The organism is Xanthomonas sp. NCPPB 3200 (assembly GCF_056393585.1).
In genome coordinates this window covers 4,049,863-4,065,772 of the sequence record NZ_CM150785.1, presented here as the reverse complement: position 1 = coordinate 4,065,772, position 15,910 = coordinate 4,049,863, and the positions used below count along the sequence as shown (strand labels likewise).

12 protein-coding genes are annotated in these 15,910 nt (G+C 66.7%); 7 read left to right on the top strand and 5 right to left on the bottom strand.

The annotated features are described in order from the left end of the window. Positions 1 to 306 precede the first annotated feature (306 nt). The 4 genes from dinB (at position 307) to AC06DU_RS17380 (ending at position 5,862) form a co-directional block, all read left to right on the top strand. Positions 307 to 1,386 carry a DNA polymerase IV gene (gene dinB, locus AC06DU_RS17395; protein WP_104593593.1) on the top strand — a complete coding sequence of 360 codons (1,080 nt, stop codon included), beginning with the start codon at positions 307 to 309 and terminating at the stop codon, positions 1,384 to 1,386. A gap of 173 nt (positions 1,387 to 1,559) precedes the next feature. Then, entirely contained in the window at positions 1,560 to 2,210 is a 651-nt protein-coding gene (gene gph, locus AC06DU_RS17390; protein WP_478202914.1) for a phosphoglycolate phosphatase, read from the top strand. 434 nt (positions 2,211 to 2,644) lie between these two features. Continuing rightward, positions 2,645 to 4,855, top strand: a complete 2,211-nt coding sequence (locus AC06DU_RS17385) for a TonB-dependent siderophore receptor (protein WP_478204444.1) — start codon at positions 2,645 to 2,647, stop codon at positions 4,853 to 4,855. A gap of 95 nt (positions 4,856 to 4,950) precedes the next feature. Then, positions 4,951 to 5,862 (top strand): alpha/beta hydrolase, encoded by a 912-nt coding sequence (locus AC06DU_RS17380; protein ID WP_478204442.1) that lies wholly within the window; start codon positions 4,951 to 4,953, stop codon positions 5,860 to 5,862. 107 nt (positions 5,863 to 5,969) lie between these two features. On the opposite strand, the gene AC06DU_RS17375 is transcribed toward AC06DU_RS17380, so the two are convergent. Continuing rightward, positions 5,970 to 6,362 (bottom strand): TfoX/Sxy family protein, encoded by a 393-nt coding sequence (locus AC06DU_RS17375; RefSeq protein WP_102580578.1) that lies wholly within the window; start codon positions 6,360 to 6,362, stop codon positions 5,970 to 5,972. Next, complete coding sequence (locus tag AC06DU_RS17370) at positions 6,359 to 6,841, bottom strand: GAF domain-containing protein (protein WP_104593589.1); 483 nt, start codon at positions 6,839 to 6,841, stop codon at positions 6,359 to 6,361. Before AC06DU_RS17370 ends, AC06DU_RS17375 begins: the two co-directional genes overlap by 4 nt. 116 nt (positions 6,842 to 6,957) lie before the next feature. Between AC06DU_RS17370 and bioD the strand changes: the two genes are divergently transcribed. Next, on the top strand, positions 6,958 to 7,632 hold the full coding sequence (gene bioD, locus AC06DU_RS17365) for a dethiobiotin synthase (protein ID WP_039513024.1): 675 nt from the start codon (positions 6,958 to 6,960) through the stop codon (positions 7,630 to 7,632). A gap of 263 nt (positions 7,633 to 7,895) precedes the next feature. On the opposite strand, the gene AC06DU_RS17360 is transcribed toward bioD, so the two are convergent. Together AC06DU_RS17360 and queD are read right to left on the bottom strand one after the other, a co-directional pair. Continuing rightward, positions 7,896 to 8,258 carry a phasin family protein gene (locus AC06DU_RS17360; protein WP_039518815.1) on the bottom strand — a complete coding sequence of 121 codons (363 nt, stop codon included), beginning with the start codon at positions 8,256 to 8,258 and terminating at the stop codon, positions 7,896 to 7,898. Positions 8,259 to 8,450: 192 nt separating this feature from the next. Further along, positions 8,451 to 8,804, bottom strand: coding sequence for a 6-carboxytetrahydropterin synthase QueD (gene queD, locus AC06DU_RS17355; RefSeq protein WP_024938374.1), 354 nt, complete (start codon positions 8,802 to 8,804; stop codon positions 8,451 to 8,453). Positions 8,805 to 9,087: 283 nt separating this feature from the next. Between queD and AC06DU_RS17350 the strand changes: the two genes are divergently transcribed. Together AC06DU_RS17350 and AC06DU_RS17345 are read left to right on the top strand one after the other, a co-directional pair. Next, a complete protein-coding gene (locus AC06DU_RS17350; protein ID WP_478202913.1) occupies positions 9,088 to 11,709 on the top strand; it encodes a TonB-dependent receptor plug domain-containing protein in 2,622 nt (873 codons plus the stop codon). A 107-nt stretch (positions 11,710 to 11,816) separates the two neighbouring features. Further along, positions 11,817 to 14,114 (top strand): transferrin receptor-like dimerization domain-containing protein, encoded by a 2,298-nt coding sequence (locus tag AC06DU_RS17345; RefSeq protein WP_478202912.1) that lies wholly within the window; start codon positions 11,817 to 11,819, stop codon positions 14,112 to 14,114. 221 nt (positions 14,115 to 14,335) lie between these two features. On the opposite strand, the gene AC06DU_RS17340 is transcribed toward AC06DU_RS17345, so the two are convergent. Continuing rightward, positions 14,336 to 15,724, bottom strand: coding sequence for a DEAD/DEAH box helicase (locus tag AC06DU_RS17340; RefSeq protein WP_039525325.1), 1,389 nt, complete (start codon positions 15,722 to 15,724; stop codon positions 14,336 to 14,338). Between the last annotated feature and the right edge of the window lie 186 nt (positions 15,725 to 15,910).

The window sequence follows — 15,910 nt, the reverse complement described above, 5'->3', positions numbered from 1 at the left end:
CGGCAAGGGTGCATGAGGGCGCGCGGTTCAATCAAACGTTTTATCCGTACGCATGCGTGCTGTTTTCAGCCGGTTGCGCAGTGCGGCAAGCATGTGTGGCAGACAGGGTCCAACGCGGATCACGGCATTCAGCGGAACGCGGTCAGGCATGCCTGTTCGGCGTGGATCGGCGCCCGGACAGACGCAGCAGAGCGTCCCGCCAGCGCTCGCGTCCGTTCGCGCCCGGGCTTGCGCGATGGCGCGGCGCAAGACGTGAGACGCGGCTGATTTATCATGGCCCGACGTTTTCGGAGAGATGCCAGCTTGATGCGCAAGATCGTGCACGTGGACATGGATGCGTTCTACGCGTCCGTGGAGCAACGTGACGATCCATCGCTGCGCGGCAAGCCGGTGGTGGTGGCCTGGCGCGGTGCGCGCTCGGTGGTGTGCGCGGCCTCGTACGAAGCGCGCACCTATGGCATCCGTTCGGCCATGCCCGCGCTGCGTGCCGAGCGCCTGTGTCCGGATGCGGTATTCGTGCCGCCGGATTTTGCGCGCTACAAGGCGGTGTCGCGGCAGGTGCGCGAGATCTTCCATCGCCACACCGATCTGGTCGAGCCGCTGTCCCTGGACGAGGCCTATCTGGATGTCACGCAAGCCAAGACCGGCATGCAGCTGGCCACCGAAATCGCGCAACTGATCCGCAGCCAGATCCGCGAGGAAACCCAGCTCACCGCATCGGCCGGCATCGCACCGAACAAGTTCCTGGCCAAGATCGCCTCGGATTGGCGCAAGCCCGACGGGCAGTTCGTCATCGCGCCCAGTCGTGTCGATGCGTTCCTGCTGCCGCTGCCGGTCAACCGCATTCCCGGCGTGGGCAAGGTGATGGATGGCAAGTTGGCGGCGTTGGGGATCGTCACCGTCAGCGATCTGCGGCTGCGTCCCCTGGAAGAGCTGCAAGCGCATTTCGGCAGCTTCGGGCAGAGCCTGTACCGCCGCGCACGCGGCATCGACGAGCGCCCGGTCGAGCCGGATCAGGAGGTGCAGTCGGTGTCCTCGGAAGATACCTTCAGCGAGGACATCGCGCTGGAGGCACTGGATCCGCACATCCTGCGCCTGGCCGAAAAGACCTGGCTGGCCACGCGCCGCACCGAGCGCATCGGGCGCACCGTGGTCCTCAAGTTGAAGACCTCCAACTTCCGCATCCTGACCCGCTCGTACACGCCAGATCAGCCACCGGCTTCGCTGGAGGCATTGGCGGAGATCGCGCTGGCGCTGACCCGGCGCGTGGAGTTGCCCGACGACACGCGCTATCGCCTGGTCGGGGTGGGATTGAGCGGTTTCAGCGACGCGGAAGAGGGCGCGGTGCAGGGCGAGTTGTTCGGCGACATGCCGCCGGCGCACTGAGTGCGTGGCGGCATGGCTGCTGCACCGCGGCCGCGGCGTGTGGTGCATGCAGCGATGACTGCAGCCACGCAGGCATCGACGCTGGCATCGGCCGTTCGCATCGCGCCACGGTGACGCGCCCTGAATCCCGCAGCTCGTACACTGCAGGCCGCTCCCCCAACGAGACTGTGCGCATGTTTCCGTATCCGCTGGTGATCTTCGACCTGGATGGCACGCTGGTGGACAGCGCACCCAATATCGCCGAAGCGCTCAATGCCACCTTGCAGGAACTCGGGCTGCAGCAGTTCAGCGAGGCGACGATCCGCAGCTGGATCGGCGAAGGCGTGCAGGTGCTGCTCGCCACCGCCTTGCGCGAAGCCGGCGGCACCCACGATGCGGATACCGAGATGCCGCTGATGATGCGCCACTACCAGGCCAGCCTGCTGCACAACCCGCAGCTGTATCCCGGTGTTGCCGAGGCATTGGCCGGCCTGCGCGAGGCCGGCGCCACGCTGGCGCTGTGCACCAACAAGCCAGCGCGCTTCATCGCGCCGCTGCTCGAGCACCTGGGCATCGCTGCGCATTTCAGCAGCGTGCTCGGTGGCGATTCGCTGCCGCAGCGCAAACCCGATGCAGCGCCGCTGCTGCACCTGGCCAAACAGTTCGGGCGCACACCGCAGCAATGCCTGATGGTCGGCGATTCGGCCACCGACGCGGCGGCTGCAAACGCCGCGGCAACGCCGCTGGCGATGGTGCGTTACGGCTATCTGCGCGGCTTCGATGTGCAGAGCGCCGGTGCCGTGGCCATCATCGATGACATGCGGCAATTGCTGGCGCTGAAGTAAGACGCGCAGTGTTGCCAGCGCGGGTGCAGGCATCGTCCGCACGGCGGTGAAGCAACCAATACCACCATCGGCTGGCGGCATTTGTCGCCTTGAATGAAGGCCTTTCGCACGCTGGCCGCATCGTCGGCCAGCTAATGCGTACAGTTCCCCACCCGTGTGCGTCATTGGTGACGTCTGCGCTGCCGGAAGCGGCAATGCCTGCGTGCGGCCATGAAAGCGCAGCGTTCCGATTTGAGAATGAATCGCATCTGTGTAGAATGCGCGGACAAGTTTGACTGCGTCAGCGCCGCGCATGCACGTCGTGCGCGGCGCTGCATGCATCACCCCCATCGTGTCACCTCAAGCCGTCGCCAGAGGTCCATCTCCTGTCGAGAGGTTTGAGAATGTCCGCATCACGCCGGTCATGGATGTCTGCGCCTGCACGTCGTCCCGTGTTGTCCCACCGTCAGCTGGTGCTGGCCATTGCTCTCGGTTGCTGCATCTGCAGCGCATCCGCCGAAGAGGTTGCAGCCGAGCCGCAGTCGCTGGACACCGTGCACGTCACCGCCGCGCAGATCGCACGCCAGGCCTTGGGGTCATCGGTGATCACCGCCGAGGACATCGAACGGCGCCCACCGGTCAACGATCTGTCGCAGTTGCTGCGCACCATGCCGGGCGTCAACCTCATCGGCAACAGCGCCTCCGGCCAGTACGGCAACAACCGCCAGATCGATCTGCGCGGCATGGGCCCGGAAAACACGCTGATCCTGGTCGACGGCAAGCCGGTGGGATCGCGCGATGCGGTGCGCATGGGCCGCAGCGGCGAGCGCAATACGCGCGGCGACACCAACTGGGTGCCGGCCGAAGCGGTGGAGCGTATCGAAGTGCTGCGCGGCCCGGCCGCGGCACGTTACGGATCCGGTGCCTCCGGCGGTGTGGTCAACATCATCACCAAGAAGCCCACCGGCGATCTGACCGGCTCGATGACGGTGTTCGGCCTGGTGCCGCAGCACAGTGCCGAAGGCGGTGGCCAGCGTGCCGGCTTCCAGCTCAGCGGGCCGCTGAGCGACACGTTCTCGTTCCGCCTGTATGGAAACCTCAACAAGACCGATCCGGATTCGCTGGAGCTCAATCGCCGCTTTGCCAGCAGTGCCGCCGCGGTGCCGCCGGCCGGGCGCGAGGGCGTGCGCAACAAGGACATCAACGGCCTGCTGCGCTGGGATCCGATGGAAGGCCAGGTGATCGAACTCGATGCCGGCTTCAGCCGCCAGGGCAATCTGTACGCCGGTGATCGTGCGGTCAGCGCCGATGGCCTGGCTGGTGCCGATCTGGGCGCACTGTTCGGCAGCGAAACCAACACCATGATCCGCCGCACCGCCTCGCTGACCCATCGCGGCACCTGGGCGCTCGGTACCTCGCGCCTCACCGCCGCCTATGAAGGCACCGACAATACCCGCCTCAACGAAGGCCTGGCCGGCGGCCCCGAAGGCTCCATTGCCGCCAGCCTGCTCAATTCCACCGCCACGCTCGACAATCTCAACATTGACGGCGAGTTCAACATGCCGCTGCAGGCCTGGGCCGAGCAGGTACTGACGCTGGGTTTCGAGCGCCGCCAGAGTCGCCTCAGCGATGCGTATTCGATGTCGCAGACGGTGAGCGCCGGCGGCGGCTTTCCCGGTCTTGCCAACGGCACGCGCAGCCCACGCAGCGAGGCCACGCTCAGCGCGGTGTATCTGGAAGACAACATCTACGCCAGCGAGCGGCTGACGCTGACGCCCGGTGTGCGGCTGGATCACCACAGCCAGTTTGGCAACAACCTCAGCCCCAGCCTCAACGTGCAGTACAAACTCAGCGACGACTGGTTGCTCAAGGGCGGCATCGCGCGCGCCTTCAAGGCGCCCAACCTGTACCAGTCCAACGCCAATTATCTGTATTACACACGCGGCAATGGCTGCCCGGTGCTGTTCCCCAATCTTGGTTCGGGCTGCTATATCCAGGGCAACGACAACCTCGATCCGGAGACCAGCATCAACAAGGAGATCGGCATCGAGTGGGCACCGCAAACCGGTCACCACGCCTCGCTGACGTACTTCCATAACGCCTACGACAACAAGATCGTCGCCGGCATGACGCCGGTCGGTATCACCGCCGACCGGCGCGGGCAGGTGTTCCAGTGGACCAACGCATCGGAAGCGATCGTGCAGGGTGTGGAAGGCAATCTCACGTTGCCGCTGCTGGGCGAGCAGGGCCGCGAGCTGAAGTGGAACACCAATGTCACCTACATGATCGAGAACAAGAACACCGCGACCGATCAACCGCTGTCGGTGATCCCGGAATACACCGTCAACACCACGCTGGATTGGCAGCCGACCCAGGCCTTGTCGCTGCTGCTCACCGGGACCTTCTACGGCAAGCAGGAGTCGGCCACGCAATCGAGCACCAGCGGCGGCGCCATCGCCCCCGACACGCGCGACCCCTATGACCTGTGGGGCGTCAGTGCGCGTTACCGGATCACCCGCAAGGTCAGCGTGGGCGTCGGTGTGGACAATCTGTTCGACACCCGTCTGTTCCGCGAAGGCACCAACAATACCGGCGGCGCGGCGGGTGCAGCCACCTACAACGAACCCGGTCGCGCGTTTTGGGCGAGCCTGAGTTTCGGTTTCTGACAGCGATGCGGCGCCGCGCGCGAACGTGCGCGCCGCAACAGGAGAGTGCAATGACCCGACAGCATCGTTGGCGGCTTGCGTGTGCCGCTGCGCTGATGTGGATCGCCGGCGCTGTGCCGGCGTTCGCACAGCCGGACCTGAGCCGCACGATCGGCAGCACCGTCGCCGATCGTCCCAGTGCCTCGTATGTGTTCAGCGCGTTGCGCCTGGATTCGGCCGATGGCCAGCGCCATTACCGTGTGCGCATCGCCACCCCCAAAGCTGCGCCGCCGGCTGCGGGACATCCGGTGGTGTATCTGCTGGATGGCAATGCCGCGCTGATGGAGCTGGATGAGCGCCTGCTCGACAGCCTGACCACCCACGGCGATGCGCCGGTGCTGGTGTTCATCGCCGACGACAGCGCATTGCGCATCGATGCGGTGGGGCGCAGCCTGGACTACACGCCTGCGCGCTATAGCGACGGGCGGGTGGAAACCGATCCACTCGATCCGCAGCGCAGAACCGGCGGTGCGGCGGCGTTCGCGCAGCTGATCGCAACAGCCATCCGCCCGCAGGTGGAAGCGCGCGTGGCGGTGGACCGTCAGCGGCAGACGCTGTGGGGCCATTCGTATGGCGGATTGTTCGTGCTGCAGGTGTTGCTGACGCAGCCGCAGCTGTTCCAGCACTACGTCGCGGTCGACCCGTCGCTGTGGTGGGGCGATGGATTTATTGTCCAGCAGGCGCAGCGTGTGGTCGACCATGCACGGGAGGGTTCGGCGGGCACGCAGCCATCCAGGCGTCGGCTGACGCTGATGGCAGGCGAGGGCGCACCACCAGCGAACAAGGCAAAACCGGATCGCCCGGGGCGGCCGCGCGCGGATCCACAGGCCGCCCGACGCCTCGTCGTGCTGCTGTCGTTGTTACCCGGCCTCACCGCCGACTATCAACCGCTGCCAGGCCTCAGCCATGGCCAGACGTTGGGCGCATCGCTTGCGCCAACGTTGCGGGATGCAGCGACGCGTCGATGACGTCCCATCAAGCAGGCGCTCGAGGAGAACCCGCTCGACAAGCACGCTGCTGCGGATCGCAGTGTTGATGCCGCACGCATGCAGCGGTGACACCTCGGCGCAGGCACTCAATCGTCGCGCGTTTCGCTCAGGTCCGCAGTGTCGTCGTCCGCTTGGCCCATCTCGCCGTGCGTATCGTCGTTGTCGGCGCGTGCGTAGTGCACGGTTTCCACCGGCCCACCGACCGCGCGGCCGCGCACCGGCAACAGCGCACTGGCTGCCTCGTATTCGGCCAGCAAGGCGTGCCGGCGCGCTTCCGGCACGTCCTGCCAATGGCAGTCGGTCAACGCGCCTTCCAGCGAATACAGCAGGTTGAGGCTGGGCTTGAAGCCGGCGCGGCGCACTTTGACGAATGCGCCCACCGCGCCCACCGCCTGCAGATCCTGCTGCGTGCGCAGGCCGACCTGGCGCAGCCACGCCGCACTTTTCGGGCCGATGTTGCGCAGCCGTTCGGTGGTCACGTCAGCGCGCCGACAAAGATCTGGGCAATGGCTTCCAGGCCGCGCTGATCGTCGGCGTCGAAGCGATCCAGCTCCGGGCTGTCCAGATCCAGCACGCCGATCAGCGCATCGCCCCTGACCAGCGGAATCACCAGCTCCGAGCGCGAGGCCGAATCGCAGGCGATGTGCCCGGGGAAGGCATCCACGTCGGCAATGCGCTGACTCTGCCGGGTGCTGGCAGCCGCGCCGCACACGCCCTTGTCCAGCGGAATGCGCACGCAGGCCGGCAAGCCCTGGAACGGCCCCACCACCAGCTCGCGGCCGTCGTAGAAATAGAAGCCGGCCCAGTTGAGCGACGGCAACGCATTGAAGATCAGCGCGGCCAGGTTGGCGGCATTGGCGATCCGGTCCGGCTCGCCATGCACCAGGGCCTGGGCCTGGGCGGTGAGCTGGGCGTATTGTTCCGGCTTGCTGCCGGTCAGCGAAGAGGTTGCGAACATGGCCGAAGTTTAGCAGCGGCCATCCGCAGCGGCATTGCGACTCAGCCGCGCGTTCGGATCCGCACGCTATGCTGCGCGCCCCACGGCAACCGCGGCGCGGCCGCAGGAGCACACGCATGCAGCTTCCGGCGTTGTATGTCACCGGCACCGACACCGGCATCGGCAAGACCATGGCCAGCACCGCGCTGCTGCACGCACTGCGCAGGCAGGGCCACACGGCGGTCGGCATGAAGCCGGTGGCCAGCGGTTGCGAGCACACGCCGCAGGGCTGGCGCAACGAGGACGCGCTGGCGCTGCAGGCCGCCAGCGCCCCGCAACCCGATTACGCCACCCTCAATCCCTATGCCTTGCCGGCACCGCTGGCGCCGGAACTGGCCGCCGCCGATGTCGGCGTGACCCTGTCGCTGGAGCCGATCGCCCAGGCCTTCGCGCAATTGCGCGCGCAGGCCGAGGTGGTGGTGGTGGAAGGTGTCGGCGGCTGGGCTGCGCCATTGAGCGCCGATCTGGACCAGGCCGATCTGGTGCGTGCGCTCAAGCTGCCCGTGGTGCTGGTGGTCGGCATCCGGCTGGGCTGCATCAATCACGCGCGCCTGAGCGCTGCGGCGATCGCTGCCGACGGGCTGGACTGCATCGGCTGGATCGCCAACGAGGTCGACCCGCAGATGGAGCGCATCGAGGAGAACATCGGCATGCTGCGCCAGCGCCTGGCGATGCCGTGCTGGGGCCGGATCGGCTGGCGGCCGGGCGCCGATGCCGCGGCGCAGTCGCTGGGGCTGCACATGCCGGTGTGAGTGATGTTGGCGGTCTGGCGGCCGCGTCACTGCGACGCGGATCGCCAGATGCCATCCCAGCCTTGCGCGCTGCCGGGCGCTCGCCCTGCGTCCCGGCGTTTCCAGTGCACCCTGCGCCGTGCCGCGCCGCGATACCACCTGGTCAAATTGGTAGCACGCGCAATGCGCAGACAATAAAAAAGCCCGACAGAGGGAGGGATCTGTCGGGCCGGATTGCATGGGGGGAGGGACCCATGCAAAGACGCTGAATTTTTTGTCGGCGCTTACGTGCGCCGGGTCTTGCCTTTGGCGGCCTGCTCGCTGTTGGCCTCGAACTGCTGCTTGGCCAGTTGGCCGAGCGCATCGGATGCCTTCAATCCCAGTCCGACCACTTCCTGATTCACCGAGGCCAGCCGTTCCAGGTTGTCGCGGGCCAGTTGCAGCCCCTTCGGCCAGAGCGTCTGGTAGGCGCCAAGGTCGCGGGCCTGGGCAAACTCACCGAAGAAGCTGGTGGTCGCACTGACGTTGCGTTCGAGCGTCTTCAGCTGCAGGCCAAACGCGTTTTCCGCGTGTTCCATCGCCAACTGGTTGGCGCGTGCCGCTGCAGAAGCAAAGCTGTTGAAGCCGTTTTCGAACTGCGCCGACATTGCGAACCCCTCGGGGAAGGCTGTGACCGTTGTTGCGTTGCAGCATACGCGGATATTGCTGCGATGCAACACGTTTGCTGAAAATTTCCGAAATCGTCTCAAAAGCCTTTTTAAATCAATTCATTACCCGTGCCGTAGAAACGACAAGGCCGCCCTGGAGGCGGCCTTGCGTCACACGACTGCGCTGCGCGATCAGCCGCGATAGCGGCAGCCGGAGGTGCAGGTTTCATGCACCACGATCTCGCTCAGCTGCGGCAGCGCCGGCTTGAGCTGGTCCCAGATCCAGATCGCCAGCCGCTCGCTGGTCGGGTTTTCCAGCCCCTCGATGTCATTGAGATAGTGGTGGTCCAGGCGGTCGTAGATCGGCTGGAAGGCGGCCTTGATGTCGCCGAAATCCATGATCCAGCCGGTCTCGGCGCCGGGTTCGCCGCTGACATGCAGCTCGACCCGGAACGAATGCCCGTGCAGGCGGGCGCACTTGTGGCCGGGCGGCACATTGGGAAGCCGGTGCGCGGCTTCGAGCGTAAAGACTTTGAAGATATCCATGCGCGCCATTGTAAGTGCGCCGGTGCCTGCCCGGCTGACCCGATCACGGCGACACAGCGTCTCTGCGCCCTGGCGTGGCACCCGCAACACGGGGTTGGTCGCGTTGCGCCGGAGCGCCGCGCCCGGTCGGCCGCACAAAGTCCGACGCGCGTCTTACTGCGTCCGGCCAGCGGCGTGTGTCACCGCGCGTCATATCTCTATGCAGATCTGTAATTTTTGTTAATCGATTGCGCATGGCCCACTGCAAAACCCCCATTCATGGATGCCGTGCGTGAAGCGCCCGATGCCTTATCTGCTGTCTGCTGCCGTTCTGTCGGCGCTGATTCCCCTTGCCCATGCCGACGACGCGACACCCGACACGGGCAAGACCCTGGCCACCGTCAGCGTCACCGGCTCCAATATCAAGCGCACCGACAGCGAAGGCCCGAACCCGGTGCAGGTGATCGACCGCCAGCAGCTGGAACAGTCCGGCAAGGTCACCGTGGCCGACGCGCTGCGCTCGATCTCGGCCAACACCGGCAACGCCACCAACGAAACCACCAACAACGGCTGGGCGTCCGGCTCGGCGGGCATCGGCCTGCGCGGGCTGTCGCAGAAGAACACCCTGGTGCTGCTCAACGGACGCCGCCTGGCCAACTACGGCTTTCCCGCCAATGGCCTGGGCGACACCTTCGTCAACCTCAACGCATTGCCGCTTGTGGCAGTGGAGCGCATCGAAGTGCTCAAGGATGGCGCCTCTGCCGTGTACGGCTCCGACGCGGTGGCCGGCGTGGTCAACATCATCACCCGGCAGGATTTCCAGGGCGCCGAGCTGGGTCTGAGCGGCGGCACCTCCGATCAGGGCGGCATGGATACCCAGCGCGCCAAGTTCATCGGCGGCATCGGCGACCTGGACCGCGACGGCTACAACATCCTTTTCAGTTTCGACGCCTACAACCGCGACCGGCTGGATCAGGATCAGCGCGCGCTGACCCGCTCGGGCATCTACACCGACCTGCCTGGCGGGCGCTGGAACGGCTGGTCGGCCAAGGGCGCGCGCTACCTGGTCGGCGGCCGCTCGGTGCCGATGCTGGACGCACAAGGCAACTGCCCCAGCGGCACCGTACTCACCGCCAGCGCGCCGATCGACGGCCTGGCCGGCGACACCTGCGGCTTCAACCAGGCCCCGTTCACCACGCTGATTCCCTCGACCAAGCGCTATCAGGCCTACACCAATGCCACCTTCCGGCTCAGCGACAGCGTCGAGGCGTTCGGCGAGGCGCTCTACAGCGAGGTCAAGGGCGTGTCGATCTTCGGCTCCAGCCCGTATTTCACCCTGGAAGGCGGCCGCTTCGCCTTGAACGCCAGCAGCGGGCTGGCCGAGCCGGTGTCCAACCTGTTGCCGGCCTCCAGCCCGTACAACCCGTACGGCACCGCGGTGCCGATCGAATACACCTTCTTCGACCTGGGCCAGACGGTCAAAACCAATCGCTCGCAGTCCTACCGCTTTCTCGGTGGTGTGCGCGGCAAGACCGAACGCTGGGATTGGGAGGCGGCTGCATTCACCGCGCGCAGTACCGAGCACGAAACCGTGTCCGGTGGCTTCGCCAACCGCTTCACGCTGGCGCAGGCGCTGGCCGACGGCAGCTACAACCTGCTCGACCCGTCCGCCACGCCGCAGTCGGTGATCGACGGCATCAACCTCAGCACGCTGCGCCCGGCGCAATCGACGCTGCGCGGCGTCGATGCCAAGGTGTCCGGCAACCTGTTCGAACTGCCGGCCGGCAGCGTCGGGTTCGCCGCCGGTGCCGAGTGGCGGCAGGAGGAACTGGTCTCGCGCAATCCCTGGCAGATCGACCAGGGCCTGCAGATCCGCCCCGCGATTGCCGCGGTGGATGGCGAGCGGAGGGTGTCGGCGCTGTATGCCGAGGTCAACCTGCCGCTGCTGCGATCGCTGGAACTGCAACTGGCCGGGCGCGGCGATCACTACAGCGATTTCGGCGAGGCGTTTTCGCCCAAGGCCAGCCTGCGCTGGCAGCCGCTGGACGCCGTGCTGGTGCGCGCGGCCGCCTCGCGCGGCTTTCGCGCACCGTCGTTGTCGGAGAATGCGGCCAGCACCAACATCTCTTACGGCTCGGTGGTCGACCCGTTCGATCCGGACGTGCCGGGCTCGCGCCAGAACCCGACCTTCTTCACCGTCGGCAACACCGCGCTCGAACCCGAGCGCACGCGCAGCTACAACCTGGGCGTGGTGCTGTCGCCGTGGGCCGACACCAGCCTGAGCGTGGACTGGTACAAGATCGAACTGGAGAATCTGGTCGGCACCGGCAACAACGCCACCATCGTGCAGAATAACGACCCGGCCGACGTGATCCGCAACGAGCGCGGCACGCTGGTGGCGGTGTACAACCGCTACCAGAACCTCAGCGAGCTGACGACCTCGGGGATCGATGTCGAACTACGCCAGCGCTGGCGTACCGAGGCGGCCGGCAACTTCGGGCTCAATACCGCCTACACCCATGTGCGAGATTACCGCCGCCCCACCGTGGTCGGTGGTCCGTTGCAGGATTACGCCGGCAGCAATCTCGGCCCGTCGCTGCCACGCAACAAGGCCACCACCACGCTGGACTGGAACCTGGGCACCGTCAGCGCCGCACTGACCTGGTACTACACCGGCGGCTACGACCAGAAGGCCAGCGCGGCGGCCAGTGCCGTGCAGTCGCGCGTGGGCGACTACAACCAGTTCGACCTGTATCTGGGTTACACCGGCATCGACAAGCTGACCCTGTACGCCAAGATCGAGAACCTGGCCGACAAGCAGCCGCCGGTCGACGCCTCGTTCCCGGGCATTCGTGCGCCTTACGACTTCACCCAGTACGACCTGCGCGGGCGTTACTTCACCGTTGGCCTGGACTACCGATTCTGATCGGAATACGCACGGCCCATGCACGCCCGTGCGATGGTGCGTGCGTGCTCCAGCGTGCTGTCTCAACCCAATCGCCGTTCGCCCCCGGACACTCTCAAGGAACTCCGATGACGTCTTCGCCGCATGCCTGGCTGCTCGCCCTGGCCTTTGTCGCACCTTGCCTCGCCGCCCAACCTGCGGCCCAACCTGCGGCCCAACCCGTCGCGCTGCCGGGTTACGACGCCGCTGCCGCACAGGCGCAGCGCGCGCTGGAAGCGCGTTTCGATAGCGGCCTGAAGGACGCCGATTATCGCGGCTGGTTGAAGCAATGGTCGTCGGCGCCCAATCACGTTGGCGCGCCGCACAACCTGGAGAACGCCCGCGATCTGCAAAACCGCCTGCGCGGCTACGGGTGGGATGCGCGCATCGAAACCTTCGAGGTGCTGTGGCCCTCGCCCAGGAGCTCGCAGCTGGAATTGCTCGGCCCCAAGCCGTATGTCGCGCGTCTGAAGGAGCCGCCGCTGCCGGGCGACAGCACCTCCACCCAGACCGAGAACGTGCTGCCGCCGTATGTGATCTACGGCGGCAACGGCGATGTCACCGGCGATCTGGTCTACGTCAATTACGGCATCGCCGAAGACTACGAAGCGCTGGCGCGCAATGGCGTGGATGTGCGCGGCAAGATCGTCATCGCCCGCTACGGCAAGGGTTGGCGCGGACTCAAGCCGCGGCTGGCGCAGGAGCATGGCGCGATCGGCGCGATCATCTATTCCGATCCGCGCGACGACGGTTATTTTCAGGATCGGGCGTATCCGGATGGCCCGGCGCGCAATCAATGGAGCGTGCAACGCGGCTCGGTTGCCAATTTCGCGATCTATCCCGGCGATCCGCTGACCCCGGGCGTCGGCGCCAGCAAGGGCGCCAAACGCCTGAAGATCGACCAGGCCGGCAGCGTGTTGAAGATCCCGACCCTGCCGATCAGTTGGGGCGACGCGCAGCCCTTGCTGGCCGCGTTGGGCGGGCCGGTGGCACCGGAGGACTGGCGCGGCGCGCTGCCGATCACCTACCGCATCGGCGGCGACGACACCGCGCGCGTGCATCTCAAGGTGGATGCGGAGTGGGGCAGCAAGACCATCTACAACGTCATCGCCACCCTGCGTGGCAGCGAGTATCCGGACCAGTGGGTGGTGCGCGGCAATCACCGCGACGGCTGGGTGTTCGGTGCGGCCGATCCGCTCTCGGGTACCACCGCCTTGCTGGCCGAAGCCAAGGCGATCGGCGAGCTGGCCAGGCAGGGGCAGCGCCCCAAGCGCACGCTCGTCTACGCCAGTTGGGACGGCGAGGAGGCCGGCCTGCTCGGCTCCACCGAATGGGCCGAACAGCACGCCGACGAACTGCGCCGCAAGGCGGTGCTGTACGTCAACACCGACGGCAACGGGCGCGGCTTTCTCAATGCCGGCGGCAGCCATGCGCTGCAACGCCTGGTCAACGGCGTGGCGGCGGATCTGCGCGACCCCGACAGCGGCGTGAGCGTGCTCGAACGGCAACGCGCCCGTGCCCGCATCGACGCGCTGGCCCCCACCGCCAAGCCGGCGCAAAAAGACATCGCCAAGCAGCTCGCGGCCGGCGGCGACGTGCCGCTGAAGGCGCTGGGCTCGGGCAGCGACTACAGCCCGTTCCTGCAGCATCTGGGGCTGACCACGCTGGATCTGGGCTATGGCGGGCAGGGCGGCGGCAGCGGTGTCTATCACTCGCTGTACGACTCCTACGATTATTTCGCGCGCTATATCGACCCGGATTTCAGCTATCTGCCGCTGTTGTCGCAGACGGTCGGCCGCACGGTGCTGCGCGTCGCCAACGCGCCGGTGTTGCCGCAACGCTTCGGCGACTTCGCCGACGCGGTGGCCGGCTACGCGCAGGAGCTCAAGCAGCAGGCCGACAGCGACCGCACTGCCGCCCGCACCCAGGCCGCGTTGTTGCAGGCCGGTGCCTATGCCGCCATCGATAACCCGAACCGGCCGCAACGCGCCCCCGAGCCGAAAGCCGCGGCGCCGCAGATCGACTTTGCCGCACTGGATCAGGCCATTACCCGCCTACAAACCAGTGCCAGACGCTATGACGATGCACTGGCATCGCGCGGCGGCGGGTTGGATGCACGTGTGCGCGGCACGCTCAATGCCTCGCTGCAGCGCATCGACCAGACCCTGCTGGCCGAAGGCGGTCTGCCGGGGCGGCCGTGGTACCGGAACCTGATCTACGCGCCCGGCCTGGCCACCGGATACGAGGTCAAGACCTTGCCCGGCATCCGCGAAGCGCTGGAAGACCGGCGCTGGGAGGATCTGAGCGCCTACATCGTGCAGACCGCCGCGGTGCTGGATCGGTATCGCGAGGCGATCGATCGCAATACCGCGTTGATCGAAGGCTAGGCGAGCGACGAACGGTGGTTGCTTGCGCAGCCACCCGTCATTCCTAGGGATCGCTGTATAACTGCGGCCTCTTGGGATGGCACGCACGAGGCTCGGGCGCCATCTCCTTCGCGCTGCATCACGCGTATCGCCTGAACTGCGCCCACAAAAAAGCCGCCCCGAAGGGCGGCTTTTTCAATTCACTTCAAGCCGCGGCGCCGGCCAAAACCAGCGCGCAGGCGTCAGCGCGAGCCGCCCGGACGCTGACCGCCACGGCCACCATCGCGACGGCCTGCACCGGCACCGGCGGCAACACCGGCCTGACGCGGACCGCTGCTGCGCTGGCCGCCCGGCTTCTTCGGGCCGGCATGCGCATGCGCCTGACGCGGTGCATCGCCATGCGGACGACGGGCGTGGCTCTTGCGCGGGGCGCGATCGCCGCCCGGCTGCTCGGCACGGCCCGGCGCGCTATTGCCCCAACGGATCGGGGTCTGCGGCTCGTAACCCGGTACGTCGCGGATTTCCACGTCGCGGCCCAGCATGCGCACGATCTGGCGCAGCAGCTTGGCTTCGTCCTGCGCCACCAGCGAGATCGCCTCGCCGGTGGAACCGTTACGGCCGGTGCGGCCGATGCGGTGCACGTAATCCTCGGCCACCATCGGCAGGTCGTAGTTGATGACCTTGGGCAACTGGTCGATGTCGATGCCGCGCGCGGCGATATCGGTGGCCACCAGCACGGTCACGCGGCCGGCCTTGAAGTCGCTCAGCGCGCGCATGCGCTGGCCCTGGCTCTTGTTGCCATGGATCGCCGCGGTCTTGATGCCGGACTTTTCCAGGAACAGCGCCAGCTTGTCGCTGCCGTGCTTGGTGCGGGCGAACACCAGGGTCTGCTCGCGGCTGTCCTGCGCCAGCAGGTGCAGCAGCAGGTCGCGCTTGCGCGCGCCATCGACCGGGTGCACGCGGTGGGTGATGCTCTCGGCCACGGTGTTGCTCGGGGTGACCTGGATCTGCATCGGGTTGCGCATGAACTCCAGCGCCAGCTGCTTGATGTTCTCTTCGAACGTCGCCGAGAACAGCAGGGTCTGACGGTCCTGGCGCGGCAGCTTGGTCAGGATGCGCTTGATCGACGGCAGGAAGCCCATGTCGAGCATGCGATCGGCTTCGTCCAGGATCAGCACTTCGATGCCGGACAGATCCACGCTGCGGCGCTCGATATGGTCGATCAGCCGGCCCGGGCAGGCGATCAGCAGGTCCACGCCGCGACGCAGGGTATCGAGCTGGTTGCCCATGCCCACGCCGCCGTAGATCACCGCGCTCGGGATGCGCAGGTACTTGCTGTAACCGCGCAGGCTGTCGTGCACCTGGGTGGCCAGCTCGCGGGTGGGGGTCAGGATCAGCGCGCGCGGCTTGCGCGGGCCGTTGACCGGCTGCGGCGAGGTGCCCAGGTGCTGCAGCAACGGCAGGCCGAACGCGGCGGTCTTGCCGGTACCGGTCTGTGCGCCGGCCAGCAGGTCATGCCCTGCCAACACCAGCGGGATGGCCTGCTGCTGGATCGCAGTGGGGGTTTCGTAGCCCTGCTCGGCCAACGCGCGCAGCAGGAAGGGCGCCAGGCCCAGGGATTCAAAAGACATCAGGAAGCTCCAAGTAAAGCGTCGCCGCCAGGCCATGCCCGGAGCGCAAACGCATTGCAGATGCAAAAAAGTGAGGCTCGGAGCGTTCCCGTGAACCGCGCTGCGAGATGGTGGAACAACCCAATCAAGACGCGATGGGTTTGTCGGCACCACGAAAGGCGTCGGGTGGGGCGGGCGAGCGGATCG

Coding starts and splice junctions, on each gene's coding strand:
- dinB (WP_104593593.1), top strand. CDS start 307: ATGCGCAAGATCGTGCACGTGGACATGGATGCGTTCTACGCGTCCGTG.
- gph (WP_478202914.1), top strand. CDS start 1,560: ATGTTTCCGTATCCGCTGGTGATCTTCGACCTGGATGGCACGCTGGTG.
- AC06DU_RS17380 (WP_478204442.1), top strand. CDS start 4,951: ATGTGGATCGCCGGCGCTGTGCCGGCGTTCGCACAGCCGGACCTGAGC.
- AC06DU_RS17370 (WP_104593589.1), bottom strand. CDS start 6,841: ATGTTCGCAACCTCTTCGCTGACCGGCAGCAAGCCGGAACAATACGCC.
- bioD (WP_039513024.1), top strand. CDS start 6,958: ATGCAGCTTCCGGCGTTGTATGTCACCGGCACCGACACCGGCATCGGC.
- AC06DU_RS17360 (WP_039518815.1), bottom strand. CDS start 8,258: ATGTCGGCGCAGTTCGAAAACGGCTTCAACAGCTTTGCTTCTGCAGCG.
- queD (WP_024938374.1), bottom strand. CDS start 8,804: ATGGATATCTTCAAAGTCTTTACGCTCGAAGCCGCGCACCGGCTTCCC.
- AC06DU_RS17350 (WP_478202913.1), top strand. CDS start 9,088: ATGCCTTATCTGCTGTCTGCTGCCGTTCTGTCGGCGCTGATTCCCCTT.
- AC06DU_RS17345 (WP_478202912.1), top strand. CDS start 11,817: ATGACGTCTTCGCCGCATGCCTGGCTGCTCGCCCTGGCCTTTGTCGCA.
- AC06DU_RS17340 (WP_039525325.1), bottom strand. CDS start 15,724: ATGTCTTTTGAATCCCTGGGCCTGGCGCCCTTCCTGCTGCGCGCGTTG.